The organism is Streptomyces sp. NPDC014870 (assembly GCF_043081505.1).
GTDB lineage: Bacteria > Actinomycetota > Actinomycetes > Streptomycetales > Streptomycetaceae > Streptomyces.
The window spans coordinates 41,025-65,906 of record NZ_JBIBWQ010000015.1; the positions used below are offsets into that span (position 1 = coordinate 41,025).

19 protein-coding genes and 4 riboswitches are annotated in these 24,882 nt (G+C 71.5%); of the genes, 9 read left to right on the plus strand and 10 right to left on the minus strand.

The window, feature by feature from the left end; genetic code table 11:
- Nucleotides 1-19: 19 nt before the first annotated feature.
- Nucleotides 20-925 carry a methylisocitrate lyase gene (prpB, locus tag ACF09C_RS35000; RefSeq protein WP_392097402.1) on the minus strand — a complete coding sequence of 302 codons (906 nt, stop codon included), beginning with the start codon at nt 923-925 and terminating at the stop codon, nt 20-22.
- Nucleotides 925-2,445, minus strand: a complete 1,521-nt coding sequence (locus tag ACF09C_RS35005) for an MmgE/PrpD family protein (RefSeq protein ID WP_392097404.1) — start codon at nt 2,443-2,445, stop codon at nt 925-927. The genes prpB and ACF09C_RS35005 overlap by 1 nt, the downstream gene beginning before the upstream one ends.
- A gap of 182 nt (nt 2,446-2,627) precedes the next feature.
- Between ACF09C_RS35005 and ACF09C_RS35010 the strand changes: the two genes are divergently transcribed.
- From ACF09C_RS35010 to folP, 5 genes are all read left to right on the plus strand, one after another.
- Nucleotides 2,628-4,058, plus strand: coding sequence for a short-chain fatty acyl-CoA regulator family protein (locus tag ACF09C_RS35010; RefSeq protein ID WP_392097406.1), 1,431 nt, complete (start codon nt 2,628-2,630; stop codon nt 4,056-4,058).
- A 103-nt stretch (nt 4,059-4,161) separates the two neighbouring features.
- Nucleotides 4,162-4,390: riboswitch (cobalamin riboswitch) on the plus strand.
- A 168-nt stretch (nt 4,391-4,558) separates the two neighbouring features.
- Complete coding sequence (gene metE, locus ACF09C_RS35015; protein WP_392097407.1) at nt 4,559-6,883, plus strand: 5-methyltetrahydropteroyltriglutamate--homocysteine S-methyltransferase; 2,325 nt, start codon at nt 4,559-4,561, stop codon at nt 6,881-6,883.
- Between the two features lie 110 nt (nt 6,884-6,993).
- Entirely contained in the window at nt 6,994-7,329 is a 336-nt protein-coding gene (locus ACF09C_RS35020; protein WP_392097409.1) for a hypothetical protein, read from the plus strand.
- 79 nt (nt 7,330-7,408) lie between these two features.
- Nucleotides 7,409-8,836: a malate synthase A gene (locus ACF09C_RS35025; protein ID WP_392097411.1), complete on the plus strand. Its 1,428-nt coding sequence runs from the start codon at nt 7,409-7,411 to the stop codon at nt 8,834-8,836.
- Nucleotides 8,837-8,886: 50 nt separating this feature from the next.
- Nucleotides 8,887-9,729 carry a dihydropteroate synthase gene (folP, locus tag ACF09C_RS35030; RefSeq protein WP_392097665.1) on the plus strand — a complete coding sequence of 281 codons (843 nt, stop codon included), beginning with the start codon at nt 8,887-8,889 and terminating at the stop codon, nt 9,727-9,729.
- Nucleotides 9,730-9,794: 65 nt separating this feature from the next.
- On the opposite strand, the gene ACF09C_RS35035 is transcribed toward folP, so the two are convergent.
- From ACF09C_RS35035 to ACF09C_RS35060, 6 genes are all read right to left on the minus strand, one after another.
- Entirely contained in the window at nt 9,795-10,580 is a 786-nt protein-coding gene (locus ACF09C_RS35035; protein WP_392097413.1) for an enoyl-CoA hydratase, read from the minus strand.
- On the minus strand, nt 10,577-11,497 hold the full coding sequence (gene mmsB / locus ACF09C_RS35040) for a 3-hydroxyisobutyrate dehydrogenase (protein ID WP_392097414.1): 921 nt from the start codon (nt 11,495-11,497) through the stop codon (nt 10,577-10,579). The genes ACF09C_RS35035 and mmsB overlap by 4 nt, the downstream gene beginning before the upstream one ends.
- Nucleotides 11,494-12,561: an enoyl-CoA hydratase/isomerase family protein gene (locus ACF09C_RS35045; protein ID WP_392097416.1), complete on the minus strand. Its 1,068-nt coding sequence runs from the start codon at nt 12,559-12,561 to the stop codon at nt 11,494-11,496. The genes mmsB and ACF09C_RS35045 overlap by 4 nt, the downstream gene beginning before the upstream one ends.
- Nucleotides 12,558-13,709: an acyl-CoA dehydrogenase family protein gene (locus ACF09C_RS35050; protein ID WP_392097418.1), complete on the minus strand. Its 1,152-nt coding sequence runs from the start codon at nt 13,707-13,709 to the stop codon at nt 12,558-12,560. The genes ACF09C_RS35045 and ACF09C_RS35050 overlap by 4 nt, the downstream gene beginning before the upstream one ends.
- Nucleotides 13,706-15,205, minus strand: coding sequence for a CoA-acylating methylmalonate-semialdehyde dehydrogenase (locus ACF09C_RS35055; protein ID WP_392097419.1), 1,500 nt, complete (start codon nt 15,203-15,205; stop codon nt 13,706-13,708). The genes ACF09C_RS35050 and ACF09C_RS35055 overlap by 4 nt, the downstream gene beginning before the upstream one ends.
- Nucleotides 15,206-15,434: 229 nt before the next feature.
- Nucleotides 15,435-15,626: riboswitch (cobalamin riboswitch) on the minus strand.
- 118 nt (nt 15,627-15,744) lie between these two features.
- Nucleotides 15,745-17,151 carry a short-chain fatty acyl-CoA regulator family protein gene (locus ACF09C_RS35060; protein WP_392097420.1) on the minus strand — a complete coding sequence of 469 codons (1,407 nt, stop codon included), beginning with the start codon at nt 17,149-17,151 and terminating at the stop codon, nt 15,745-15,747.
- 378 nt (nt 17,152-17,529) lie between these two features.
- Between ACF09C_RS35060 and aceA the strand changes: the two genes are divergently transcribed.
- The 4 genes from aceA (at nt 17,530) to cobF (ending at nt 22,422) form a co-directional block, all read left to right on the plus strand.
- The gene (aceA, locus tag ACF09C_RS35065; RefSeq protein WP_392097422.1) at nt 17,530-18,819 is read left to right on the plus strand and encodes an isocitrate lyase; all 1,290 of its coding nucleotides are present in this window, start codon (nt 17,530-17,532) and stop codon (nt 18,817-18,819) included.
- A gap of 101 nt (nt 18,820-18,920) precedes the next feature.
- Nucleotides 18,921-20,519 carry a malate synthase A gene (gene aceB / locus ACF09C_RS35070; protein ID WP_392097424.1) on the plus strand — a complete coding sequence of 533 codons (1,599 nt, stop codon included), beginning with the start codon at nt 18,921-18,923 and terminating at the stop codon, nt 20,517-20,519.
- A complete protein-coding gene (locus ACF09C_RS35075) occupies nt 20,516-21,409 on the plus strand; it encodes a 3-hydroxybutyryl-CoA dehydrogenase (RefSeq protein WP_392097426.1) in 894 nt (297 codons plus the stop codon). Before aceB ends, ACF09C_RS35075 begins: the two co-directional genes overlap by 4 nt.
- A gap of 224 nt (nt 21,410-21,633) precedes the next feature.
- Nucleotides 21,634-22,422 carry a precorrin-6A synthase (deacetylating) gene (gene cobF, locus ACF09C_RS35080; protein WP_392097427.1) on the plus strand — a complete coding sequence of 263 codons (789 nt, stop codon included), beginning with the start codon at nt 21,634-21,636 and terminating at the stop codon, nt 22,420-22,422.
- 36 nt (nt 22,423-22,458) lie between these two features.
- On the opposite strand, the gene ACF09C_RS35085 is transcribed toward cobF, so the two are convergent.
- Both ACF09C_RS35085 and ACF09C_RS35090 read right to left on the minus strand, forming a co-directional pair.
- The gene (locus ACF09C_RS35085; RefSeq protein WP_392097429.1) at nt 22,459-22,782 is read right to left on the minus strand and encodes a hypothetical protein; all 324 of its coding nucleotides are present in this window, start codon (nt 22,780-22,782) and stop codon (nt 22,459-22,461) included.
- Between the two features lie 186 nt (nt 22,783-22,968).
- On the minus strand, nt 22,969-24,381 hold the full coding sequence (locus ACF09C_RS35090; RefSeq protein ID WP_392097431.1) for a hypothetical protein: 1,413 nt from the start codon (nt 24,379-24,381) through the stop codon (nt 22,969-22,971).
- 115 nt (nt 24,382-24,496) lie between these two features.
- Nucleotides 24,497-24,642: riboswitch (cobalamin riboswitch) on the minus strand.
- Between the two features lie 68 nt (nt 24,643-24,710).
- Nucleotides 24,711-24,849, plus strand: a riboswitch (cobalamin riboswitch).
- Nucleotides 24,850-24,882 lie beyond the last annotated feature (33 nt).

Consider the following 24,882-nt stretch of genomic DNA (forward strand, 5'->3'; position numbering starts at 1 on the left):
TGGCCTCCGGTGCTGTCGGTCAGTTGCCGGGCGGGAGCGTGAAGTCGAAGACGGCCGCGTCGAACGTGCTGTAGTCCTCGTAGCCGAGCACCTCGTACAGACGGGAGCGGGTCTGCATGCGGGGCAGCAGGGACTCCTGGGTGCCTTCGGCGGCCAGGGTGCGCAGTCCGTCCTCGACAGCCCCCATCGCGAGGCGGAAGAAGGTGACGGGGTAGAGCGCGATGTTGTAGCCCAGGTCCTCCAGGGTCGCCGCGTCGAGCAGCCGGCTCTTGCCGAACTCCGTCATGTTGGCGAGCAGGGGGACGTCCACAGCCTTGCGGAACGCATCGAACTCGGCCTCGTCGGCGAGGGCTTCGGGGAAGATCGCGTCGGCACCCGCGTCCACGTACGCCTTGGCGCGGTCGATGGCGGCGTCGAGCCCCTCGACCGAGCGCGCGTCGGTGCGGGCCATGAGGAGGAAGTCCGGGTCGCGGCGGGCGTCGACGGCGGCGCGGAGCCGCCGGACCATGTCCTCGCTGGGTACGACGGTCTTCCCGTCGAGGTGGCCGCAGCGCTTGGGGTTGATCTGGTCCTCCAGGTGGAGGCCGGCCAGTCCGGCGTCCTCCATGAGCTGGACGGTGCGGGCCGCGTTCATGGGCTCGCCGAAGCCGGTGTCCGCGTCGATGAGGACCGGGAGGTCGGTGACCCGTGCGACCTGCTGGGCCCGGGCGGCGATCTCGGTGGAGGTGGTCAGGCCGATGTCGGGCAGGCCCAGGTCGGCGGCGAGCACGGCGCCGGAGAGGTAGGCGGCGTCGAAGCCGGTCTCCTGGATGAGGCGGGCCGAGTACGGGTTGATCGCGCCCGGAATCCGCAGCAGTCGGCCGGAGGCGAGCTGTTCGCGGAAGCGGCGGCGACGGGCGGCGGGGGTGGTGTGGGTGTGCAGCATCAGAACAGGCCCTTCGGGAGGGTCGCGTCGTACGCGGCGACCGCGTCGGTGTCGACGGCCGGGAAGAGGCCCGCGAGCGCGTCGGTGTCCAGCTCCGCGAGCCGGCCGGCGGACCGGAGGAAGGCGTCCTGGGCGGCGGGGGCGACGATGCCGTCGGTGAGGGTGCGGAACTTCGCGGTGTAGCCGGACCGGTCGAAGGGGCGGGCGCCCGCGGGATGGGCGTCGGCGACGGCGAGTTCGTCCTCGACGACGGTGCCGTCTTCGAGGGTGATCACGGCGCGGCCGCCGAAGGCCCGGCGGGCCGGGTCGGGGTCGTGGTAGCGGCGGGTCCACTCGGGGTCCTCGACGGTGGAGATCTTCTGCCACAGCTCGACCGTCGCCGGACGCTGGGCGCGCTCCGGGGCGTAGGAGCGCTCGTGGTGCCAGCCGCCGTCCTCCAGGGCGACGGCGAAGATGTACGGCACCGAGTGGTCGAGGGTCTCGCGGCTGGCGGTCGGGTCGTACTTCTGCGGGTCGCCGGAGCCGGAGCCGATCACCTGGTGGGTGTGGTGACTGGTGTGGAGCACGATCGAGCGGACCTTCTCCAGCGGTCCGGTCTTCTCGCGCAGCCCCCGGGCCAGGTCGATGATCGCCTGCGCCTGGTACTCCGCGGAGTGCTCCTTGGTGTACGTGTCGAGGATCGCGCGGCGTGCTTCGCCGGGCTCGGGCAGCGACACGGTGTACGCGGCCTCGGGTCCGTCGAGCATCCAGGCGAGGAAGCCGTCCTCGCCCTCGTAGATCGGCGAGGGCGACCCCTCGCCGCGCATGGCCCGGTCCACGGCCTCGATGGCGGCCTTCCCCGCGAAGGCCGGGGCGAACGCCTTCCAGCTGGAGATCTCGCCCTTGCGGGACTGCCGGGTCGCGGTCGTGATGTGCACGGCCTGCTGGATGGCCTGGTACACGGTCTCGGTGTCCAGGCGCAGCATCGCTCCGATGCCGCCCGCGGTGGCGGCGCTGAGGTGGGCGACGTGGTCGATGCGGTGGGCGTGCAGGCAGATGCCCTTGACCAGGGCGACGTGGATCTCGTAGGCGGCGGTGATGCCGCGCAGCAGGTCGGCCCCGGAGCGGCCGGTGTGCTGGGCGACGGCGAGCAGCGGCGGGATGTTGTCGCCGGGGTGGGAGTAGTCGGCGGCCAGGTAGGTGTCGTGGAAGTCCAGCTCGCGCACGGCGGTGCCGTTGGCCCAGGCCGCCCACTCCGGCGAGAGCGCGGTCCCGGCCGGGAGGCCGAAGGCCGAGGCACCCGGGGCCGCCGGGTGGCCGGCGGCCTGGGCACGGGCGACGGCGACCGGTCGGCGGCGCAGCGAGGCCACGGCGACCGAGGCGTTGTCGATGATCCGGTTGATCACCATCTCCGAGGCCTCGGGGTCGAGGTCCTGCGCTTCCTGGGTGCCGGTGGCGACGACGGCCAGTTTCCAGGCGAGCTGCTCCTCGCGCGGCAGGCGGTCGGCACTGGGGTGGACGCGAACCTGGTGGTCGATCACGGGACTCCTCGCGGCGTGCGGTGGGAACGGCGTTCGTCGGCGAGTCTTCCCCGCCGACAGGGCCGGATCGAGGGAGCCACTGTGCGTAATCCGTCCACGCCACAGCTGCGAAACTGCGAATCTTGCGAAATCTGCGGATGCTACCTTCACAGGCGAAGGGGACGGAGAGGAGTCTGATCCGCATGGGACGGCCTGCCGGACGGAAGATCTACGCGCACGCGAAGCTGCGCAGGCTGCGCCGGGAGCGCGGCATGAACCAGGTCGAGCTGGCCCGTGCCCTGGGACTGTCCACCAGCTACCTCAACCAGATCGAGCACAGCCGGCGTCCGCTGACCGCGCCGGTGCTGCTGCGGATCGCCGAGGTGTTCGGCATCGACCCGGAGTTCTTCTCCGAGGCCGGGGAGGAGCGCCTGGCCACGGATCTGCGGACGGCGCTCGGGGACGAGGCCTGCGGGGCCCCTATAGCGCAGGACGAGATCGCGGACGTGGCCCGCGACCATCCCGAGGTGGCCCGGGCCCTCGTCACCCTTCACCAGCGCTACCGGGACGCCTCCGAGCGGGTGGCGGCCCTGGCCTCGCCCGAGGAGACCGTGGGGCTCCTGCCCGCCGAACCCCACGACGAGGTACGGGACTTCTTCTACGCCCACCACAACCACTTCGCCGCCCTGGAGACGGAGGCCGAGACGACCGCCGCGGCCCTGAACACGGGCCGGGCCGGCCGCGCGGCCGACGCGCTCACGGACCGACTCACGGTCGGGCACGGCGTCAAGGTGCTCCGGTCGGGCCCGGAAAGGTCCGCCGACGCCCGGCGCTTCGACGCGGAGAGCGGCCTGCTTCTGCTGTCTCCCTGGCTCAGCGAGGGGCAGCGTGCCTTCCAACTCGCCACCCAGCTCGCGTTCTTGGAGCACGGCACCCTGCTGGCCGAACTGGTCGACACGGCCGGACTCACCTCTCCCCAGGCGGAGGGCCTGGCACGCATCGGCCTCGCCAACTACTTCGCCGGCGCGGTCCTCATGCCGTACACCGCCTTCCACACAGCGGCCGAGGAACTCCGCTACGACGTCGAACTGCTCCAGGCGCGCTTCGGCGTGGGGTTCGAGACCGTGTGCCACCGGCTGAGCACGCTCCAACGCCCCGACCGCCGTGGGGTGCCCTTCTCCTTCCTGCGGGCCGACCGCGCGGGCAACATCTCGAAACGCCAGTCCGCCACCGACTTCCACTTCTCCCGGCTTGGCGGCACCTGCCCCCTGTGGACCGTGTACGAGGCGTTCTCCGCGCCCGGCCGGATCCTCACCCAGGTGGCCGAGATGCCGGACGGCAAGAAGTACTTCTGGATCGCCCGGACGGTGACCCGGGGAGGGTTCGGCCACCACGCGGCGCGTGCCGACTTCGCCGTCGCGCTGGGCTGCGAGCTGCGCCACGCGCCACGCCTCGTCTACGCCGAGGGCATCGCCCTGCAGGACCCGCGTGCCGCCACCCCGATCGGTCTGGGCTGCCGGATCTGCGAACGGCAGGACTGCGCGCAGCGCGCCCGGCCGCCCGCCGGCGGTGTCCTCGCCGTCGACCCCGACCGGCGGGCCCTGGTGCCGTACCCGGTGGTGTCCGAGCGCTGAATACGTACGGCTCACCGCCCGGCGCTCCCCTCTCCTCAGCCATCTGTCTCATTTTCATGTCCGTATGGCGGACAAGGGCTCGCCGCTGAGCGATCCGGCACCCTAGTCTGGCCGGGCAGCTGGTTCGCCCCGTCCGCCAGGCGGGATGCGTCGTAAGAGGGAACCCGGTGGGAATCCGGGACTGCCCCGCAGCGGTGAGCGGGAACGACCGCCGTCAGACGCACTGGGATCGGACAACGGTCCTGGGAAGCGACGGCCAGTAGGTGTCCTCCGGTCAGTTCCGGAGAGCGTGCCCGCGAGTCCGAAGACCTGCCCGTTGCCCGCACGCGGACGATTCCGCGCGCGGACATTCCGGTGACCTCGTGGGCGGGTCGGCGTACACAGCGAGCGGCATGCACGGATTTCTCCCGTGCCGTGGTCCGCGCGTTCTGTCGTTCCCTTCGCGTCCGCGTCTCGTCATCCGGGATGTTTTCTGGACACATCTCGCGAAGGAGAGTTCCGTGACAGCGAAGCCCGCAGCCGCGGCAGCACGAGCCACCGTGTACGGCTACCCCCGCCAGGGTCAGAACCGCGAACTGAAGAAGGCCATCGAGGGCTACTGGAAGGGCCGTGTCACCGCCGACGCCCTCCGGGCCGCCGCCACCGACCTGCGCCGTTCGAACTGGCAGCAGCTGGCCGACGCCGGCATCCACGAGGTGCCGACCGGTGACTTCTCGTACTACGACCACGTCCTGGACACCAGTGTCATGGTCGGCGCTGTCCCCGCACGCCACCGCGCCGCAGTCGAGACGGACGCGCTCGACGGGTACTTCGCGATGGCCCGCGGCACGCAGGACGTCGCGCCGCTGGAGATGACCAAGTGGTTCGACACCAACTACCACTACCTGGTGCCCGAACTCGGCCCCGACACCGTCTTCACCGCCGACTCCGCCAAGCAGGTCGCCGAGCTGAAGGAAGCCCTCGCCCTCGGCCTGACCGCCCGCCCGGTCCTCGTCGGCCCCGTCACCTACCTCCTCCTCGCCAAGCCCGCCCCCGGAGTCGCCGCCGACTTCGACCCGCTCACCCTCATCGACCGGCTGCTCCCGGTCTACGCCGAGGTCCTCGCCGACCTGCGCGCGGCGGGCGCCGACTGGGTCCAGCTGGACGAGCCCGCCCTCGTCCAGGACCGCACCCCGGCCGAGCTGAACGCCGCCGCCCGCGCCTACCGGGACCTCGGAGCACTCACCGACCGGCCCAAGCTGCTCGTCGCCTCCTACTTCGACCGGCTCGGCGACGCCCTCCAGGTGCTCGCCTCAGCCCCCGTCGACGGCCTCGCCCTGGACTTCACCGAGCGCGCCGCCGCCAACCTCGACGACCTCGCGGGCGTCGGCGGACTGCCCGGAAAGCGCCTGGTCGCGGGCGTCGTCAACGGCCGCAACATCTGGATCAACGACTACCAGAAGTCCCTGGCCACCCTCGCCACCCTGCTCGGTCTCGCCGACCGCGTCGACGTGGCCGCCTCCTGCTCGCTGCTGCACGTCCCGCTGGACGCGACCGCCGAACGCGACATCGACCCGCAGATCCGACGCTGGCTCGCCTTCGCCCGCCAGAAGACCAGCGAGGTCGTGACCCTCGCCAAGGGCCTCGCCAGCGGAACCGACGCGATCAGCGCCGAACTGGCCGCCAACCGGGCCGACCTGGCCTCCCGCGCCGGCTCCGCCCTCACCCGCGACCCGGCCGTACGCGCCCGCACCGCCGCGATCACCGACGCGGACGGCTGCCGCTCCCAGCCGTACGCCGAGCGGTCCGCCGCCCAGCGCGCCCACCTCGGTCTGCCGCTGCTGCCGACCACCACCATCGGCTCCTTCCCGCAGACCGACGAGCTCCGCGTGGCCCGCGCCGACCTGCGCGCCGGCCGCATCGACACGGCCGGCTACGAGGAGCGGATCAAGGACGAGATCCGCGAGGTCCTGTCCTTCCAGGAGAAGACCGGCGTCGACGTGCTCGTGCACGGCGAGCCCGAACGCAACGACATGGTCCAGTACTTCGCCGAGCAGCTCACCGGCTATGTCGCCACGCAGCACGGCTGGGTGCAGTCGTACGGCACCCGGTACGTCCGGCCGCCGATCCTGGCCGGAGACATCTCGCGCCCCGAGCCGATGACGGTGCGTTGGACCACGTACGCGCAGGCGCAGACCAGCAAGCCGGTCAAGGGCATGCTCACCGGTCCGGTCACCATGCTCGCGTGGTCGTTCGTCCGCGACGACCAGCCGCTCGGCGACACGGCCCGACAGGTGGCGCTCGCTCTGCGCGACGAGGTGAACGACCTGGAGGCCGCGGGCACCTCGGTCATCCAGGTCGACGAGCCCGCGCTCCGGGAGACCCTCCCGTTGCGTGCCGCGGACCACGCCGCCTACCTCGACTGGGCGACGGAGTCCTTCCGGCTCTCCACCAGCGGTGTCCGGCCCGACACCCAGATCCACACCCACATGTGCTACGCCGAGTTCGGCGACATCGTCCAGGCCATCGACGACCTCGACGCGGACGTCATCAGTCTGGAAGCCGCCCGCTCCCACATGCAGGTCGCCGGTGAACTCGCCGAGCACGGCTACCCGCGCGAGGCCGGTCCGGGCGTCTGGGACATCCACTCCCCCCGCGTGCCCAGCACCGACGAAGCCGCCGCGCTCCTGCGCAAGGGCCTGGAGGCCATCCCGGCCGAGCGGCTCTGGGTCAACCCCGACTGCGGACTCAAGACCCGCGGCTGGACCGAGACCCGAGCCTCCCTGGAGAACCTCGTCGCCGCCGCGCGCGAGGTCAGGGCGGGGCTGGCCGGCGACAACGGCTGACGCCCGGCGGACCCGGGCCGGACGCTTCGCCGTCCTGCCCGGGCTCCTACGACCGGACAGCGGCGGAGCGGCCCGGCGATCGGGCGACCCCGGTGACGAAGGGTTCTCACGTGGCGAAGCCGAAACCCCGGCACATCACCCTCGACGGGCAGCCCATGGTGGCTCTCACACCCCGGGAATACGCCGCCCTCCTGGCCATGCGCCGTCAGCTCGGAGCGCTGGGATCCCGGTTGCGCGTCGTCCGCCAGACCCTCAAGACCACGAGCGACCTCTTGTCGGCGCTGGTCGACGCACTCGAAGCGGAGCACCTCACCGGGCGCGGGACGGCCGCGGAGGCCGGGCGCCCGGTGACCGTGCTGCTCTCGTCGGCACCCGACCTTCTCGCCCGCGCCCAGCGTGTGGCGGGGAAGGGCCGCGACCGCGCCGGGCGACGGCGGAGGCGGTGACGGCCCGGCCCCACCGGCGAGGGCGCCCCGGCGCTTTCAGGGATCCCGCGAAAGCGGCCTCATGACGGAGAAACACAGCATGTCCACCCCCGAGACGACTCACCACGTCGAAGTCCTCGGCCCCCCGGGCGACCACCACTTCGAGATCCTGAACCCCGAGGCGCTGGACTTCGTGGCGCGGCTCGACGCCGCGTTCACACGCCGTCGCCGCGAGATCCTCACGGCACGCCGCCACCGTTCGGACAGCCTGGCGTCGGGCCACCCGCTGGACTTCCCCCGCGCCACCTCGGCCGTCCGCGACGATCCGAACTGGCGGGTGGCACCAACGGCGCAGGCGCTCACCGGCCGGCGTGCGGAGATCACCGCGCCGCCGGCCCCCCGGACGGCGGCGAATGCCCTCGGATCAGGTGCCGACGTATGGATCGCCGACTTCGAGGAGACTCCCTCACCGCTCTGGGAGAACGTCCTCGCCGGTCACCTCACCCTGCTCGACATCTGCCGACGCCGCACCGGACCCGCCCCGGCGCGCGGCCGGGACACCCGACCCGGCGGCAGCGTCCCCACCCTCGTCGTCCGCCCCCGCGGCTGGCACCTGGAGGAGGAGTGCTTCCTGGTCGACGGCCACCCCGTCTCCGCCGCGCTCGTCGACTTCGGCCTGTACTTCTTCCACTGCGCGCGGCGCCTGATCGACGCTGGTTCCGGCCCCTACCTCCACCTCGCCCGGCTGGAGAACCGGTTCGAGGCGCGCCTGTGGAACGACGTGTTCGTGCTGGCCCAGGATCTCCTCGGCATCCCGCAAGGGACGGTCCGGGCCACTGCCGTCATCGACACGGTCACGGCCGCGTTCGAGATGGAGGAGATCCTCTACGAACTGCGCGAACACAGTTCCGGACTCGCCGCAGATCGTTGGCACTACCTCTTCAGCGTCATCGGCGCCTTCGGCCACCGGACCCCCTTCCTGCTCCCGGACACCACCGAGGCCGCCCTGGCCGCCCCCTTCATGCGGGCGTACTCCGAACTCCTCGTCCGTACCTGTCACCGCAGGAGCGCCCGTCCGACCGGCGATGTCGCCGAGATCACCGGTGTGCCCGACGACGCGCCGGTGCGCGCCGCCGACCTGCTGTCCGTACACCGGCCCGGTCCGGCGGAAGCGCCGACGAGGCAACAGGTCCGGTCCGCCGTGACCCTCGCGCTGCGTCATGTCGAAGCCTGGCTGCGCGGCCGGGGGACGGCCGTCCTCGGCGGGCAGCCCGCGGGCAGGTCGGCCGCCGAGCTCACCCGTGCCCGGCTGTGGCAGTGGCGAAGGCAGCGTCTGGTCTCCCCGACGGATCTCCGGGCTCTCATCGACGTCGAGTCCGCCGCGATGGCCCGCGAACACTCCGGCGCACTGGTCGCCGAGGCCCGGGAGGTCCTCGAAAGGACCCTGTTGGGGGACGAGCTGCCACCTCCGCTTACTCCGGACACCTACCGCCGGCGCCTGATCTGCCGTACGGAGGGCCCGGCGTGAATCGGCTCCAGGCCCCGACGGGAGTACCACGGCCGTACGGCGACGAGGGCATGGGCAGCGTCGCCGGGTTGCCTCGATGGGATCGGTGCGCCGTCATGGGGGTGGTGAACGTGACCCCCGACTCCTTCTCCGACGGCGGCCGCTGGTTCGACCCGACAACGGCGGTGAAGCACGGTCTGGATCTCGCCGCCGGGGGCGCCGACCTGGTCGACGTCGGCGGCGAGTCGACCCGGCCCGGCGCCTCCCGGGTCGACGAGGAGGAGGAGCTGCGACGCGTCGTGCCGGTCGTGCGCGAACTCGCGGCCGAAGGCGTGCTCGTGTCCGTCGACACCATGCGCGCATCGGTCGCCACGCGGGCGATCGAGGCCGGCGCGGTCCTCGTCAACGACGTCAGCGGGGGACTGGCCGACCCCGGAATGGTCCCTGCCGTCGCCGCCGGCGGCGTCCCCTTCGTCGTCATGCACTGGCGGGGTTTCAGCCACGACATGAACCGACGGGCGGTGTACGGGGACGTGGTCCGCGAGGTCGTCGCGGAGGTCGGCGCCCGTGTGGAGGCTGTGGTGGCCGCGGGCGTTCCCCGGGAGCGGCTGGTGGTGGACCCGGGGCTGGGATTCGCCAAGCGGCCGGAACACGATCTCCGCCTGGTCGCCGGACTGGCCGAGCTCCGTGCGCTGGGCCGCCCCGTCCTGGTCGCCGGCTCGCGCAAGAGGTTCCTGGGCCACATCCTGTCCGACGCGGACGGCACGCCCCCCAGCGCCCACGACCGGGACGCCGCGACGGCCGCCCTCTCCGCGATCGTCGCCCACCAGGGTGCCTGGGCGGTCCGGGTCCATGACGTACGCGCCACGGCGGACGCGGTCAGGGTCGCCCGTGCGCTCGCGTCCGCCTCCTGACCGGCAGCCGCGTACGCCGCCGGCGGCCGCTTCCTCTCCGTGGCGCGAGGAAGCGGCCGTGCGGGTCAGCGGTGGGTGAAGTCCGGGGCCCGCTTCTCCACGAAGGCCGACATGCCTTCCTTCTGGTCGGCCGTGGCGAACACCGCGTGGAACAGGCGTCGTTCGAAGCGGACGCCTTCGGTGAGCGTGGTCTCGAAGGCGCGGTTCACGGCCTCCTTGGCCATCATGGCGACCGGCTTCGACATCCCCGCCACGGTCGTGGCGACCTTGAGAGCCTCGGGAAGAAGGTCGTCGGCGGGGACGATCCGGGAGACCAGACCCGCCCGCTCCGCCTCGACCGCGTCCATCGTCCGCCCCGTCAGGCACAGTTCCATCGCCTTCGCCTTGCCGACGGCCCGGGTGAGGCGCTGGGAGCCGCCGATGCCCGGGATCACACCCAGCTTGATCTCCGGCTGCCCGAAGACCGCCGTGTCGGAGGCCAGCAGGATGTCGCAGAGCATGGCGAGTTCGCAGCCGCCGCCCAGGGCGTAGCCGGAGACGGCCGCGATCGTGGGGGTGCGGAGGTTCCCAAGCCGGTCCCAGGCGGTGAACCAGTCGGTGAGGTACATGTCCATGTACCCCTGGGGCTGCATCTCCTTGATGTCCGCGCCGGCGGCGAAGGCCTTCGGAGAGCCGGTGATCACGACGCAGCCGATGTCCGGGTCCCGGTCGAGAGCCTCGGTGGCGGCCACGACCTCTTCCATGACCTGGAGGTTCAGGGCGTTGAGCGCCTTCGGCCTGTTGAGGGTGAGCAGTGCCGTACGGCCGCCCGTACGCTCGACAGTGATCGTCTCGTAGTCGGTCGCGGTCATGCGGTGGTCGTTCCCTTCGGTGCTTCTGCGGCGGTGTCGCGCAGGGCGTGGACGATCCCGGAGAAGTCCTGTGCCGCTCCCGGCCCTTCGGCGAACGCGGCGTACATCTCGGCGGCCCGCAGCCCGAGCCCCGCGTCGATGCCTCCCGCGCGCAGGGCGTTGGCGGCGAGTCCCAGGTCCTTGGCCATGAGCGGGGCGGCGAATCCGGGGCGGTAGTCGCGGTTGGCGGGGCTGGCCGGTACGGGGCCGGGTACGGGGCAGTTGGTGGTGAGGGCCCAGCACTGGCCGGAGGCGGTGGAGGCGACGTCGTAGAGCGCCTGATGGGAGAGGCCGAGGCTCTCTCCGAGAACGAAGGCCTCGCTCACGGCGATCATCGAGATGCCGAGGATCATGTTGTTGCAGATCTTGGCGGCCTGCCCGGCGCCCGCGCCACCGCAGTGCACGGCTCGCTTCCCCATGGCCGCGAGCAGCGGTTCGGCCTCGGTGAACTCGGCTTCTCCGCCGCCCGCCATGAAGGTGAGGGTGGCGGCCTCGGCGCCGACGACACCGCCCGACACGGGGGCGTCCAGGGCGCGGTGCCCGGCGGCCACGGCGGCCTCGTGGGCGGCGCGCGCGTCGGCGACGTCGATGGTGGAGCAGTCGATGAACAGGGTGCCGGGCCGGGCGGCCGCGAGGAGGCCCTCATCCCGGTAGAGGGCGAGGACATGGCGGCCCGCGGGCAGCATCGTGATCACGACGTCCGCTGCGGCGGCGGCCGCCCGTGCCGAGTCCGCCGTCTCGACCCCGGCCGCGGCGGCGGTGTCCAGAGCCTCCGGGACGAGGTCGAACCCGAGCACGCGATGGCCGGCGGCGACGAGGTTGGCGGCCATGGGGCCGCCCATGTGGCCGAGGCCGATGAAGCCGATGACGGGGGTCACCAGGGCACCTCCTGAAGCGGGTCGGGGGATGTGAGCCGCAGCTCACGGTCGGCTCCGAGCGGGGTGAAGAAGCGGGCCACGTCCTCGTCTGTGACACCTGCGAGCTGGGCAGGGGACCAGCGGGGGTCACGGTCCTTGTCGATGACCTGGGCCCGGATTCCCTCGACCAGGTCGGGCGAGGTCAGCGCCGCGCACGAGACGCGGTACTCCTGCTCCAGGACCCGCTCCAGCGGGCCGAGCGAGCGGGCGCGGCGCAGCGACGTCAACGTCACCTTGAGCGCGGTCGGCGACTTGGTGGCCAGGGTGGTGGCAGCCTCCTTGGCGGCCGGCACACCACTTCCGACGAGTCGGTCGACGATCTCCTCGACGGTGCCGGCGGCGTAGCAGTGGTCGATCCACTCCCGGCGGGCGGCCAGTTCACCGGGTGGTGCCTGGCCGACGTGCTCGGCCAGGGCGTCGTGCACGGAGGTCCGCGAGAGGTCCGCCACCAGCCGGTCGAGCCGTTCGGACGGTACGAAGTGGTCGGCGAGCCCGCACAGCAGGGCGTCGGCGGCGCCGACGGGCGCCCCCGTCAGGGCGAGGTGGGTGCCCAGCTCGCCGGGCGCCAGAGCCAGGAGGTAGGTGCCGCCGACGTCGGGTACGAAGCCGATGCCGGTCTCCGGCATGGCGACGCGGGAACGCTCGGTGACGATCCGCACGGTGCCGTGGGCCGAGACGCCGACGCCGCCGCCCATCACGATGCCGTCCATGAGGGCGACGTACGGCTTCGGGTAGCGGGCGATGAGCGCGTTGAGCCGGTACTCGTCCCGCCAGAAGTCCGCCGAGGCTGTGCCTCCCGCCCGCGCGTCCTCGTGGATGGCCCGGATGTCGCCGCCCGCGCACAGTCCCCGCTCCCCCGCGCCGGAGATCACCACCACTTCGACGGCGGGATCGTCCCTCCAGGCGGTGAGCGCCTCCTCGATGCGCAGCACCATGGGATGGGTGAGCGCGTTCAGCGCCCGGGGGCGGTCGAGGATCAGACGGCCCGTCCGGCCCTCGGTCCTGACGAGCACGTCCTCGGTCATCGGAGACTCTCCGTCAGGCCGCGCGCGACGATGACGTTCATGATCTCGTTGGTCCCTTCCAGGATCCGGTGGACCCGCAGGTCGCGGACGATCTTCTCGATGCCGTACTCGCTCAGGTAGCCGTAGCCGCCGTGCAGTTGGAGGGCGCGGTCGGCGACGGAGAACCCGGTGTCGGTCGCGAACCGCTTGGCCATGGCGCAGAGCTGCACCGCTCCCGGGTCACCGCGGTCGAGGGCCTCGGCGGCCTGCCGTACCAGTGCGCGGGCGGCGGTGAGTTCGGTGGCCATGTCGGCCAGCCGGAACTGCAGGGCCTGGGCGTCGAGCAGTCGTGCGCCGAAGGCCTCACGGTCGGCGAGGTGGGTGAGGCTTCTGTCGAGGGCGCTCTGCGCGCCACCGAGGGAGCAGGCGGCGATGCCGAGGCGGCCGCCGTTGAGGCCGTGCATGGCGATGCGGAAACCGTCGCCCTCGGCGCCGAGGCGCCGGTCGGCGGGGATCCGCACGCCGTCGAGAACGACCTGGCGGGTGGGCTGGGCGTTCCAGCCCATCTTGCGTTCGTTCGCGCCGAAGGAGACACCCGGGTCCGCACGTTCGACTACGAAGGCGGAGATCCCACCGGGGCCACCCCCTCCGGTGCGGGCCAGGACGATGTACAGGTCGGAGGCTCCTGCGCCGGAGATGAACTGCTTCACTCCGGTCAGGACGTAGTGGTCGCCGTCCCGTTCGGCGCGGGTGCGCAGTGCGGCGGCGTCCGAGCCCGCCCCGGGTTCGGTGAGGCAGTAGCTGCCCAGGGTCTCGGCGGAGCAGAGGCCGGGGAGCCATCGGGCCCGCTGGGCGGGGTCTCCGTACCGGTCGATCATCCAGGCGACCATGTTGTGGATGGAGAGGTATCCGGCGATCGAGGGGCAGCCGGTCGCCAGGGTCTCGAAGACGAGGACGCCGTCGGCGCGGGTGAGTCCGGAGCCGCCGTGCTCCTCGCGTACGTAGACACCGCCGAGGCCGAGCGCGGCGGCCCTGCGGATGACGTCGACGGGGAAGTGCTTGTCCTGGTCCCAGGCCACGGCGTGCGGGGCGAGCTGTTCCTGGGCGAAGTCGAGGGTGACTTCGGCGAGGGCGAGCTGGTCCTCGGTGAAAGTGGTCATGGCGGTCATCCCATCGTCGGGATGGTGAAGCTCGCGCCTTCCTTGACCCCGGAGGGCCAGCGCGAGGTGACGGTCTTGGTGCGGGTGTAGAAGCGGACGGCGTCCGGCCCGTGCTGGTTCAGGTCGCCGAATCCGGATCGCTTCCAGCCGCCGAACGTGTGGTAAGCCACGGGCACCGGAATGGGGACGTTGACGCCGACCATGCCGGTGTTGACGCGGCGGGTGAAGTCGCGGGCGGTGTCGCCGTCGCGGGTGAAGATGGCCACGCCGTTGCCGTACGGGTGCTCGCTCGGCAGCCGGAGCGCGCTCTCGTAGTCGGCGGCCCGTGCGACGCAGAGGACCGGGCCGAAGATCTCTTCCTGGTAGATCCGCATGTCCGGGGTGACGCGGTCGAAGAGCGAAGCTCCGGCGAAGAAGCCGTTCTCGTGTCCGGGAAGGGTGAACCCCCGTCCGTCGACGACGAGTTCCGCTCCCTCGTCGACGCCGATGCCGACGTAGTGGTCGACCCGGTCCAGGGCGTCCCGGCTGACGAGGGGACCGAAGTCGGCGTCCGGGTCGTCGGAGGTGCCGATACGCAGGGAGGCGATGCGCTCCCTCAATTTCGCCACCAGCGCGTCGGCGGTCTCCTCGCCGACGGGGACGGCGACGGAGATCGCCATGCAGCGCTCGCCCGCGGAGCCGTAGCCGGCGCCGATCAGCGCGTCGGCGGCCTGGTCGAGGTCGGCGTCCGGCATCACGATCATGTGGTTCTTGGCCCCGCCGAAGCACTGGGCGCGCTTGCCGTTCGCGGCCGCGGTGGCGTAGATGTGCGCCGCGATCGGGGTGGAGCCGACGAAGCCGAGGGCCTGGACGCGGGGGTCGTCGAGGAGGGTGTCGACGGCCTCCTTGCCGCCGTTGACCACGTTCAGCACACCGGGCGGCAGTCCGGCCTCCAGGAACAGCTCGGCGAGCCGCAGCGGTACGGAGGGGTCACGCTCGGAGGGCTTGAGGATGAACGCGTTTCCGCAGGCCAGGGCCGGTGCCGCCTTCCACAGCGGGATCATCGCCGGGAAGTTGAAGGGGGTGATCCCGGCGACGACGCCCAGCGGGCCGCGGAGCGAGTGCACGTCGATGCCGGTACCGGCGTTGTCGGTGAACTCGCCCTTGAGAAGGTGCGGGATCCCGGCGGCGAACTCCACGACCTCCAGGCCGCGTTGCAGGTCGCCGTGGGCGTCGGCGACGGTCTTTCCGTGCTCGGCGGAGAGCAGTCGGGCGAGGGATTCCCTTTCGCCCTCGACGAGTTGGAGGAACCGCAGCAGGACGCGGGCGCGTCGCTGCGGGTTCCACTGGCCCCACTCGCGCTGGGCCTCCTCCGCGTCGGCGATCGCCGCCTCGGTGTCGGCGCGCCCGGCCAGGGGCACCCTGGCCTGGACGGCGCCGGTGTTGGGGTCGTACACGTCGGCGAAGAGACCGGACGTGCCGGCGGTGTGCTTTCCGCCGATGAAATGGGTGAGTTCGCGGACCATCGAAGCCTGCTCTCGTCAGGTACGGATCCGAGGAAGGCGCGGCGAGGGCCGCGAGGACGCACCGATCGGGGCGCGCGCACGCGGGTCCTTCCGCGAGACAGGGGAGGGCGAGGACGCCCTCGTCGAGTCACGAACGCGGGGACAGGGCCTCGGGGTTCGGGTACTCCGCCGGATCACCAGGGTCGTGGTCACGTACCGGTGCCATGCGTGTCTGCTCCATCCTCGTGGACAACACGGAACACCCCACGGCCGGTATCCTGACTCCCGGATCAGCGCATGCTCTCCGGCCTTCCCGACGGATGGTTTCCGTCAGTGGCCTGACCTGCTGGAAGAGCACACTCCCCGGTCACAGTGGCGGGACCGCGCCGGAATCACACCGGCTTCCCTGCACCGCGGGCTCGCCACGAACATATAGTTGGACGTCCTAGTAAGTCCAGCCCCACCCCTGGCGCGGCGGTTCTGGCGCACGTCCTCCACGGGGTCGGGGCGGGAGACCCCGTGTCGACGGCCGAGGCGTTCCTCCTGCCCTGATCCACGGCTCAGGCCGGAGGATCGGCGACGGGGTACGGGACGAAGGTGCTGGCGTTCTGGTCGATCCTGAGCGGGCGCCCGAGGGGCGGGGCCGCGCGCTGGGGGCAGTCGAGGCGCTCGCAGACGCGGCAGCCCATGCCGATGGGGGTGGCGGCGGCCACGTTGTCGAGGTCGAGTCCGTCCGAGTACACGAGCCGGTGGGCGTGGCGGATCTCGCAACCGAGGCCGATCGCGAAGGTCTTTCCGGGCTCGCCCCAGCCGCCCCGGTGCCGGGTGACGGCGCGGGCCGTCCACAGGTGGCGCTGCCCGTCGGGCATGGCGGCGATCTGGACGTGGATACGGCCCGGTGCGGCGAACGCCTCGTACACGTTCCACAGCGGGCAGGTGCCGCCGGCCCGGGAGAAGTGGAACCCGGTGGCGGACTGCCGTTTGGACATGTTGCCCGCCCGGTCGACGCGGACGAACGAGAAGGGGACACCGCGCAGCCTGGGGCGCTGAAGGGTGCTGAGGCGGTGGCAGACCGTCTCGTAGCCGAGCCCGAAGCGGTCGGTGAGCCGTTCGATGTCGTACCGGAACTCCTCCGCCGCCGCGTGGAACGCCCCGTAGGGGAGGATCAGCGCGGCGGCGAAGTAGTTGGCGATGCCGATGCGCGCCAGCTGGTGGGCCGGGCCGCCCGGCGGGAAGTCCTCGGCCGCCTGTCGGTCCAGGCCGTCCCCGTACTCCAGCAGCGCGAGCTGCGTGGCCATGCGGAAAGCGCGCTGACCGGGGCGGAGACGGGTGGACAGCCGCAGGGTGCGGGTCTTCTCGTCGTAGGAGTGCAGCCTGTCTCCCGTCTCGGTGGAGAAACGGACGCCGTGCCGGTCGGAGAGCCGCCCGCTCAGGGCACTGATGATGTCGCCGGGCCTGATGCCGATCTCCGCCGCGAGTGCCTCCGCAGCGAGATCGGTCTCGTGGAGGTAGTTCTGCCGACGGTAGAAGAAGTCTCGGATCTCCTCGTGCGGGGAGCGCGGCAGCTCCGGGTCCGATCCACGCGGGTCCGCCGCGTCGGCGATGCGTTCGGAGAGACGCTGGTTGCGCCGCCCCAGGTCGACCAGGACGTGGGCGACCGCCGGAATCCGTGCGGCCAGGTCGGTGAGGTCGGACGGGGAGACCCGGGCCGCGGCGAGCTCTCCGGACAGTGCTTCACGGAGGTCCGCGACGAGGCGACTGGTGTCCCGCTCGGAGAAGAAGCCGGGATCGACGCCGAAGGCCTCGGTGAGGCGCAGCAGCACGGGCACGGTGAGCGGTCGGGCGTCGTGCTCCATCTGGTTGAGGTAGCTGGGAGAGATGGCGAGGGTGCGCGCCAGCTCGGCCTGGCTCATTCCGCGATCCTCGCGAAGTCGCCGCAGCCGTGCCCCCGCGTACGTCTTGCTCACCCTCGGCCTCCCGATCGTTCAGGACCTCGGCGTCAGCGTATGTCAGCCGGACTCGCCCGCACCATTGGCAAGCTTGGCAAAACGCAGCGGAATGATTCGCAAAACTTGGCACGGGTCCACGGTTGATGGCACTGGGTGCCAGTGCCAGAGTCTGAGTGCGGCCCGCCGGACCCGACAGGTCCAGGGCAAGATCGGGACCCGATTCATGCCCTGACTTCGGCAATCCCGGCCTAAGCACACCCCGGATCGGCACAGATTGCTCATCTCCGCCCGTCCGGGCACCGGCGGGCCGCGCTCCCTTGACAAGACACTTAGTGCCAGACCGCACAGAACCATGGCGGCATTGGCAAAGCACGACCGAAGGAGACGGTGACGGTCATGGCAGACACGAATACGACGACGGCGGCCGCGGCGAACCTGGCCGCGCGCTGGGCGACGGACCCCCGCTGGGCGGGGATCGAGCGCACGTACTCCGCCGAGGACGTGGTCCGGCTCTCCGGCAGCGTCCGTGAGGAGCACACCCTGGCCCGGCGCGGCGCCGAGCGCCTGTGGCGGCAGCTGCACGACCTGGACTACGTGCACGCGCTCGGCGCGCTGACCGGCGGCCAGGCCGTGCAGCAGGTCCGGGCCGGGCTCCAGGCGATCTACCTGTCGGGCTGGCAGGTCGCCGCCGACGCCAACCAGGCCGGCCACACCTACCCCGACCAGAGCCTCTACCCGGTCAACTCCGTCCCGCAGGTGGTACGCCGGATCAACAACGCCCTGCTGCGCGCCGACCAGATCGCCACCGCCGAGGGCGGCACGGACACCACCGACTGGCTGGCCCCGATCGTCGCCGACGCCGAGGCCGGCTTCGGCGGCCCGCTGAACGCCTTCGAGCTGACCAAGGCGATGATCGCGGCGGGCGCGGCCGGCATCCACTACGAGGACCAGCTCGCCTCCGAGAAGAAGTGCGGCCACCTCGGCGGCAAGGTCCTCGTCCCGACCTCGCAGCACATCCGCACGCTCAACGCGGCCCGGCTCGCCGCCGACATCGCGGACACCCCGACTCTGATCATCGCCCGCACCGACGCCCTCGCCGCCACCCTGCTGACCAGCGACATCGACGAGCGCGACGCCCCGTTCGTCACCGGCGAGCGCACCTCGGAGGGCTTCTACCACGTCCAGAACGGCATGGGCCCGGTCATCGCCCGCGGTCTCGCCTACGCCCCGTACGCCGATCTCATCTGGGTCGAGACCGGCACCCCGGACCTGGCGCAGGCCCGCGAGTTCGCCGAGGCGATCCACGCGCAGTACCCGGACCAGATGCTCGCGTACAACTGCTCGCCCTCCTTCAACTGGAAGGCCGCGCTCGACGACGACCAGATCGCCAAGTTCCAGCGTGAACTCGGCGCGATGGGCTACAAGTTCCAGTTCATCACCCTGGCCGGCTTCCACTCCCTCAACCACGGCATGTTCGACCTCGCCCGCGGCTACGCCGAGCACGGCATGACCGCCTACGTCGACCTCCAGGAGCGCGAGTTCGCCGCGCAGGCCCAGGGCTTCACCGCCGTCAAGCACCAGCGCGAGGTCGGCACGGGCTACTTCGACCTGGTCTCCACCGCCGTCAACCCGGCCTCCTCCACCACGGCCCTCGCCGGCTCCACGGAGGAAGAGCAGTTCCACTAAGCAACACCGTGACCGCGACCGGACAGTTCGCGTCCCGGCCGAACGGGGGCGAGCGACCGTCTCCGCCCGCCCCCGTTCCCCTCGCAGCTCAGGAGAGTCCGATGACCATCAGCGCCCCGACCCGTCAGGTCCGTGTCCTGGCCGCCCCCGGTGACCGCCACGACGAGATCCTCACCCCCGCCGCCCTCGACTTCGTCGGCAAGCTGGCCTCCGCCTTCGGCGAGCGCCGCCAGTGGCTCCTCAAGGAGCGCCGCCGTCAGGCCATCAGGCTCGCCGCCGGAACACCGCTCGACTTCCCCGTCGCCACCTCGGACGTCCGCGCCGACCGCAGTTGGAAGGTCGCCGCTCCCGCGCCGGGCCTGACCGACCGCCGCGTCGAGATCACCGGCCCGCCCGAGCGCCGCATGGCCGTGAACGCGCTCAACTCCGGCGCCCGGGTGTGGATGGCGGACTTCGAGGACGCCACCGCCCCGACCTGGGACAACGTCATCGGCGGGCAGCTGGTCCTGCTCGACGCGATCGAGCGGCGCATCGACTTCACGACACCCGAGGGCAAGGAGTACCGCCTCGGGAAGAGCCCCGCCACCATCATGGTCCGCCCGCGCGGCTGGCACCTCGACGAGTCGCACCTGGAGCTCGACGGCCGCCCGGTCCCCGCCTCGCTCGTCGACTTCGGCCTGTACTTCTTCCACTGCGCCCAGCGGCAGATCGACGCCGGCCACGGCCCGTACTTCTACCTCCCCAAGCTGGAGAACCACTACGAGGCACGCCTGTGGAACGACGTGTTCCTCCTCGCCCAGGAACTCCTGGGCATCCCGCGGGGCACCGTCCGCGCCACCGTCCTCATCGAGACGATCACCGCCGCATTCCAGATGGAGGAGATCCTCCACGAACTGCGCGAGCACAGCGCCGGCCTCAACGCCGGTCGCTGGGACTACCTGTTCAGCCTGATCAAGACCTTCGGCCACCGCACCGACTTCCTCCTGCCCGACCGGGCGAAGGTCACCATGACCGCCCCGTTCATGCGTGCCTACACCGAACTCCTCGTCCGCACCTGTCACCGGCGCGGCGCCCACGCCATCGGCGGCATGGCCGCCCAGGTCCCCAGCAAGGACCCGGATGCGAACGAGGCCGCCCTCGCCAAGGTGCGACTCGACAAGGAACGTGAGGTCGAGGACGGCTTCGACGGCTCCTGGGTCGCCCACCCGGGGCTCGTCCCCGTCTGCCGGGAGGTCTTCGACAACGTCCTGGGCCGGCAGCAGGAGCAGATCCACCGGACCCGCGACGACGTGGAGACCACGGCGGCGGACCTTCTCTCCGTCCGCCGGATCAGCGGCCCGCCCACCGCGGAGGGGGTGCGCACCAACATCGCCGTGACCCTGCGCTACTTCGACGCCTGGCTGCGCGGCCAGGGCGCCGTCGCCATCGACGGCCTGATGGAGGACGCCGCCACCGCCGAGATCGCCCGCGTCCAGATCTGGCAGTGGCTGCGCCACCGGGTGATCGACCGGGAGGATGTGCTCCTGGTCCTCGACGAGGAGCTGGCACGGCTCGGCGCGGAGTACCCGTGGGCCGCGCTCGACGAGATCCGCGAACTCTTCGAGCGAACGTCGCTCGCCGCCGAACTGCCCCTCTTCTTCACCCCCGAGGCCTACACGCGCCACCTCGTCCGGACCGCCACCACGGGAGCGACGGCATGAGCGCCGCCCACATCCGCCGCGTAGGGATCGTCGGTGGCGGCCAGATGGGCGCCGGTATCGCCGAGGTGTGCGCGCGAGCCGGTCTCGACACCCTGCTCTGCGAAGCGACCGGCCCCGCCGCCACCTCCGCCCGCGAGCGGATCGCCGTCTCCCTCGAACGAGCCGTCCAGCGAGGCAAGCTCGACCGCTCCTCGGCCGAAGCCGCCCTCGACCGGATCACGACCACAACCGAACTCGCCGATCTGGCCGACCGGCAGCTCGTCGTCGAGGCCGTCACCGAGGACGCCGACGTCAAGACGGCGGTGTTCACCGCCCTCGACAAGATCGTCGAGGATCCGGCGGCGATCCTGGCCACGAACACCTCCTCCCTCCCCGTGATGCGGCTGGGCATGACCACCGGCCGGGCCGACCGGGTCGTCGGGCTGCACTTCTTCAACCCCGTACCCGTGCTCCCCCTCGTCGAGGTCGTCACCACCCTGCACACCTCCGCCGAGGTGACCGGTGCCGTGACGGAGTTCGCCACCCACACCCTCGGAAAGACCGTCATCCACTCGCACGACCGGGCCGGCTTCGTGGTCAACGCCCTGCTCGTTCCCTACCTGCTCTCCGCGATCCGCATGACCGAGTCGGGCTTCGCGACCGCCACGGACGTCGACCGCGGCATGGAGCTCGGCTGCGCCCACCCGATGGGCCCGCTCCGGCTGGCCGACCTGATCGGCCTCGACACGGTCGCCTCCATCGCCGAGTCGCTGTACGACGAGTTCAAGGAACCCCTGTACGCCCCACCGCCCCTGCTCATGCGCATGGTCGAGGCGGGGCTGCTCGGCCGGAAGGCGGGGCGTGGGTTCCACACGTACGACCGGGAGGAGAGACCCGGTAGCCCGGGCTGAGGGCCCTGGGCGGCGCGCAACCATCGGGTCAGGGGCCGGTGGGTGCGACTGGAGGGCGGGAGGCGTGGAGGCTTCCCGCCCTCCTTCGTGTTCCCCCTGTCACCACACCGGCCGGGCGACCGGCGCGGGCCGTTCCGTAACCTGGCCCGGTCCGCCCTCACCGGATGCGTTCCGGACGGGTCCGCAGGGTGGAGGGGATCGGTGGCATCGAAGGGGGAGCAGCGTTGGACGGCACGAGGCACATCGCGGTGATCGGGATCGGATCCGGGGATCCCGACCAACTGACGCTCGGTGCGGTGAAGGCCATGCGGAGGACGGACGTCTTCTTCGTTCTGGAGAAGGGCGAGGAGAAGTCGTCCCTCACCCGCCTCCGACGGGCCATGCTGGCCGAACACGTCCCCGGTCCGCACCGCGTGGTCGAGGCCGAGGATCCGTGGCGCGACCGCGCACAGGGCGCCCGGGGCGGCTACACCGACGCCGTCCACGAGTGGCGGCGACGGCGCGCCGACATCTGCGAGCGGCTGATCCGCGAGGAACTCGCGACCGGGCAGCGCGGAGCGTTCCTGGTGTGGGGCGACCCCTCGCTGTACGACAGCACGCTCGCCGTACTGGAGGAGATCGCGGCCCGCGGGAACGTGACGTTCACCTACGACGTCGTCCCGGGGGTCAGCAGCGTGTCCACGCTGGCGGCGCGCCACCGCGTCGGCCTCAACCGGGTGGGCCGCCCGATCCATATCACGCCCGGACGAAGGCTGGCCGAGACAGTGGGCAACGACGACGGAGACATCGTCGTCATGCTCGATGCTCACGAGTCGTTCCGGCAGTTCGCCGGCGGTGGCACGTGGATCTACTGGGGTGCCTACCTCGGTACCCCGGACGAGATCCTGATCTCCGGCCCGCTCGACGAGGTCGCCGACGACATCCGTCGGGCACGCGCCGCGGCCAGGGCGAAGCACGGCTGGATCATGGACACGTATCTGCTCAGGCCCTGCTCCGACGACACGGTCGGCTGACCGACCCGGACGGACAGCGAGAGCACAGACGTCGCCCTACCTCTCCGGGGTGAGATCCGTCGTCGACTTCCGCATGCCGGCGGCTCGACGGGCGCGGTCGAGGCGCCGGTGTGTCTCGCCGAGGAGGACCACCGCGCCGTCCGCGCCGATGTCGTCCGCTGTGCCCTCGCCGGTGACCGCCTGGTTCCGTCGGTCGAGTAGGGCCGTTCCGAGGGATTCGGCGAGCTCGACCACGTCGAGGAGCGCTTCGCGCACCTTGGCCAACCGGGCCACCTGCGAGCCCAGTTGGCGCCGGGACGAGACCAGGGCCTCGTATTCCTGCTCGCTGAGCAGGACCATGGGCCGGCCGTCGACTGTCATGGTCGTGGGCTCGCTCCTGGCGGCCATTCCTTCTCCGTCCTCCTGCTGGTGGTTCGTGGGACTCAGAGGCGCCCAGAACGGCCCGGCATCCGGTCCGAGCCGACGCCGCAGGCCACTTCCCGAGTGCTCCCGGTCCGGCGCCGCGGCGGGTGAGGGCCCGGCAGCGGGCCCCCACCCCCTGGGGCCTCAGGCGCCCCAGCGCAGCGCGATGGTGTCGCCGACGTTGATCGTCTTCTCGCGCAGGGCGCCCGCGAACGAGGAGCCGTCGACGCTGACCTTCCAGGTGTTCGAGCCGCTGTTGGCCTTGCCGTTGACCTCGGTGATCGCGCCGGTTCCCGACGCCGGGGTCACGGAGGTGACGCAGCCGGTCGGGCTCGCGGCGCTCGTCGCGGCGGCGAGAACATCGCCGAGCGTCGTGGTCGTCCCCGTGGGCGTGAAGGACACCGAGCACACCTTGAGGTTGCCGGCGCCGTCGTCGACGGTCAGGGCCAGCTTGGTGGCGGTGCCCGCCGTGAAGGTGGGCTGGGCGACCCACTGGGTGGCCCCGGGGGTGACCGGGACCGGCGGGGCCGTGGTGAAGCCGCCGCCGGCGACCGCGCGCAGCGCGTCGATGGAGGAATAGGCCGAGGGAACGGTGTCGGCTGGCTTGTACTTGAATCCGCCCGCCGGGTTGTACTGGTTGGCGATGAGGAAGTCGACCGGCGTCTTGCCGCTGATCGTGGTGAAGTCGGCCGACTGCGGGTTGAAACCACAGGCGTTGAGGCCCGCGATGCCCCAGCCGTTGGAGCTGGTGTTGACCCCGTAGAGGGAGTTGAAGGCGCCGGAGGAGGCGACCAGCTTGCCCTTGAGGAAGTTCTTGGCCTGGACGACGTCGGTGTCGGTGTTGGGGACGCCGGAGACGCACAGGGCGGCCATCCCGGCACCGGTCATGTCGATGTCGCTCGCCGAGGCGAGACCCGTGGGGTTGCCCTCGACCTTCTGGTAGGTCCAGCCGCCGTCGTTGTGCTGGTTGGCACGGAGGCGGGTGACGATCGCGTCGGTGAGTGCCTGCGGGACGCGGGCGGTGCCGCCTTGGGTCTTCGCGCCGCCCAGCGAAAGGGCCGCGAAGACCGTGCCGTTGAAGTTCGCGGACGGGCCGAAGTAGCCCGGCTCCGCGGTCTGCCAGTAGGAGTAGATGTTCGCGATGAGGTTGCGTGAGGCCGAGACACGGGCCGGGTCGATGCCCGCGGCGTACGCGTTGAGCGTTCCGCGCTCGTAGTCCGTGACGACCGGGGTCGCCGAGGGCCAGGCGGCCGTCGACAGCAGATTCCGGTAGACGGTTCTGGCGTTCTTGGTGGTGTCTCCGCCCGGGGCCACGTCGACGACGGCCGTGCCGGCCGCGGCGAAGGCGCTGAACGCCCACTCGTTGGACAGACCCGAGCCGGCGTACGAACCGTCAGCCGCCTGAAGGGACTTGAGGTACGCGACGCCGTTGGTCTTGGACGTGGCTATCTGCGCGGGGGTCGAGGTCGCGAGAGCGGGAAGCGTGCCGAGGGCGAGGGCGCCGAGCGCCGCCGGCACCACGAGTGAGAGGCGACGGGAGGTACGGGAACGAGACATGACCTGCTCCTGGAAGTCGGCGGACGCCGGCCGCTCCAGTGCACACCTCGCGTCACCGTGTCGGAGCACGGCCGGGCATCGCCGGGGAGCCGCCGTCCGGAACGCGTGGTACGGCTTCGTGTACTGCATCGCCGTCTGGGCATTCGGGCTCGAAAGACGGCCCCCGCCGTCTCATACCGCTGCGCGTCAGCTCCGGATTCGCACCGGATTCCCCCATGTGGCAGCCCAGGACGCTACCTGAACGATCAAGGTACCGCCAGCGGTGCCGCAGGGAGCGGGCGAGGGCCGGTGCCGGGGATCCCCGTGAGACGGACACCATCTTGACGGTCTCAACGGATCCGTGTTGCACTCCGGCTGACAAGCAATCAGCACCAGGGGAAGCCGGTCGAATTCCGGCGCTGACCCGCAACCGTAGACCCGGATCGTCCCGGGTGAGTCGGAATGCCTGGGGCTGGGACTCAGTACGAAGAACGCCGTCGCGGACTACGGCGTGGTCGTCAC

Coding starts and splice junctions, on each gene's coding strand:
- aceA (WP_392097422.1), top strand. CDS start 17,530: ATGGCAGACACGAATACGACGACGGCGGCCGCGGCGAACCTGGCCGCG.
- folP (WP_392097665.1), top strand. CDS start 8,887: ATGGGCAGCGTCGCCGGGTTGCCTCGATGGGATCGGTGCGCCGTCATG.
- ACF09C_RS35085 (WP_392097429.1), bottom strand. CDS start 22,782: ATGACAGTCGACGGCCGGCCCATGGTCCTGCTCAGCGAGCAGGAATAC.
- aceB (WP_392097424.1), top strand. CDS start 18,921: ATGACCATCAGCGCCCCGACCCGTCAGGTCCGTGTCCTGGCCGCCCCC.
- ACF09C_RS35035 (WP_392097413.1), bottom strand. CDS start 10,580: ATGACCGCGACCGACTACGAGACGATCACTGTCGAGCGTACGGGCGGC.
- ACF09C_RS35025 (WP_392097411.1), top strand. CDS start 7,409: ATGTCCACCCCCGAGACGACTCACCACGTCGAAGTCCTCGGCCCCCCG.
- ACF09C_RS35010 (WP_392097406.1), top strand. CDS start 2,628: ATGGGACGGCCTGCCGGACGGAAGATCTACGCGCACGCGAAGCTGCGC.
- ACF09C_RS35045 (WP_392097416.1), bottom strand. CDS start 12,561: ATGACCGAGGACGTGCTCGTCAGGACCGAGGGCCGGACGGGCCGTCTG.
- ACF09C_RS35090 (WP_392097431.1), bottom strand. CDS start 24,381: ATGTCTCGTTCCCGTACCTCCCGTCGCCTCTCACTCGTGGTGCCGGCG.
- ACF09C_RS35055 (WP_392097419.1), bottom strand. CDS start 15,205: ATGGTCCGCGAACTCACCCATTTCATCGGCGGAAAGCACACCGCCGGC.
- ACF09C_RS35075 (WP_392097426.1), top strand. CDS start 20,516: ATGAGCGCCGCCCACATCCGCCGCGTAGGGATCGTCGGTGGCGGCCAG.
- prpB (WP_392097402.1), bottom strand. CDS start 925: ATGCTGCACACCCACACCACCCCCGCCGCCCGTCGCCGCCGCTTCCGC.
- ACF09C_RS35050 (WP_392097418.1), bottom strand. CDS start 13,709: ATGACCGCCATGACCACTTTCACCGAGGACCAGCTCGCCCTCGCCGAA.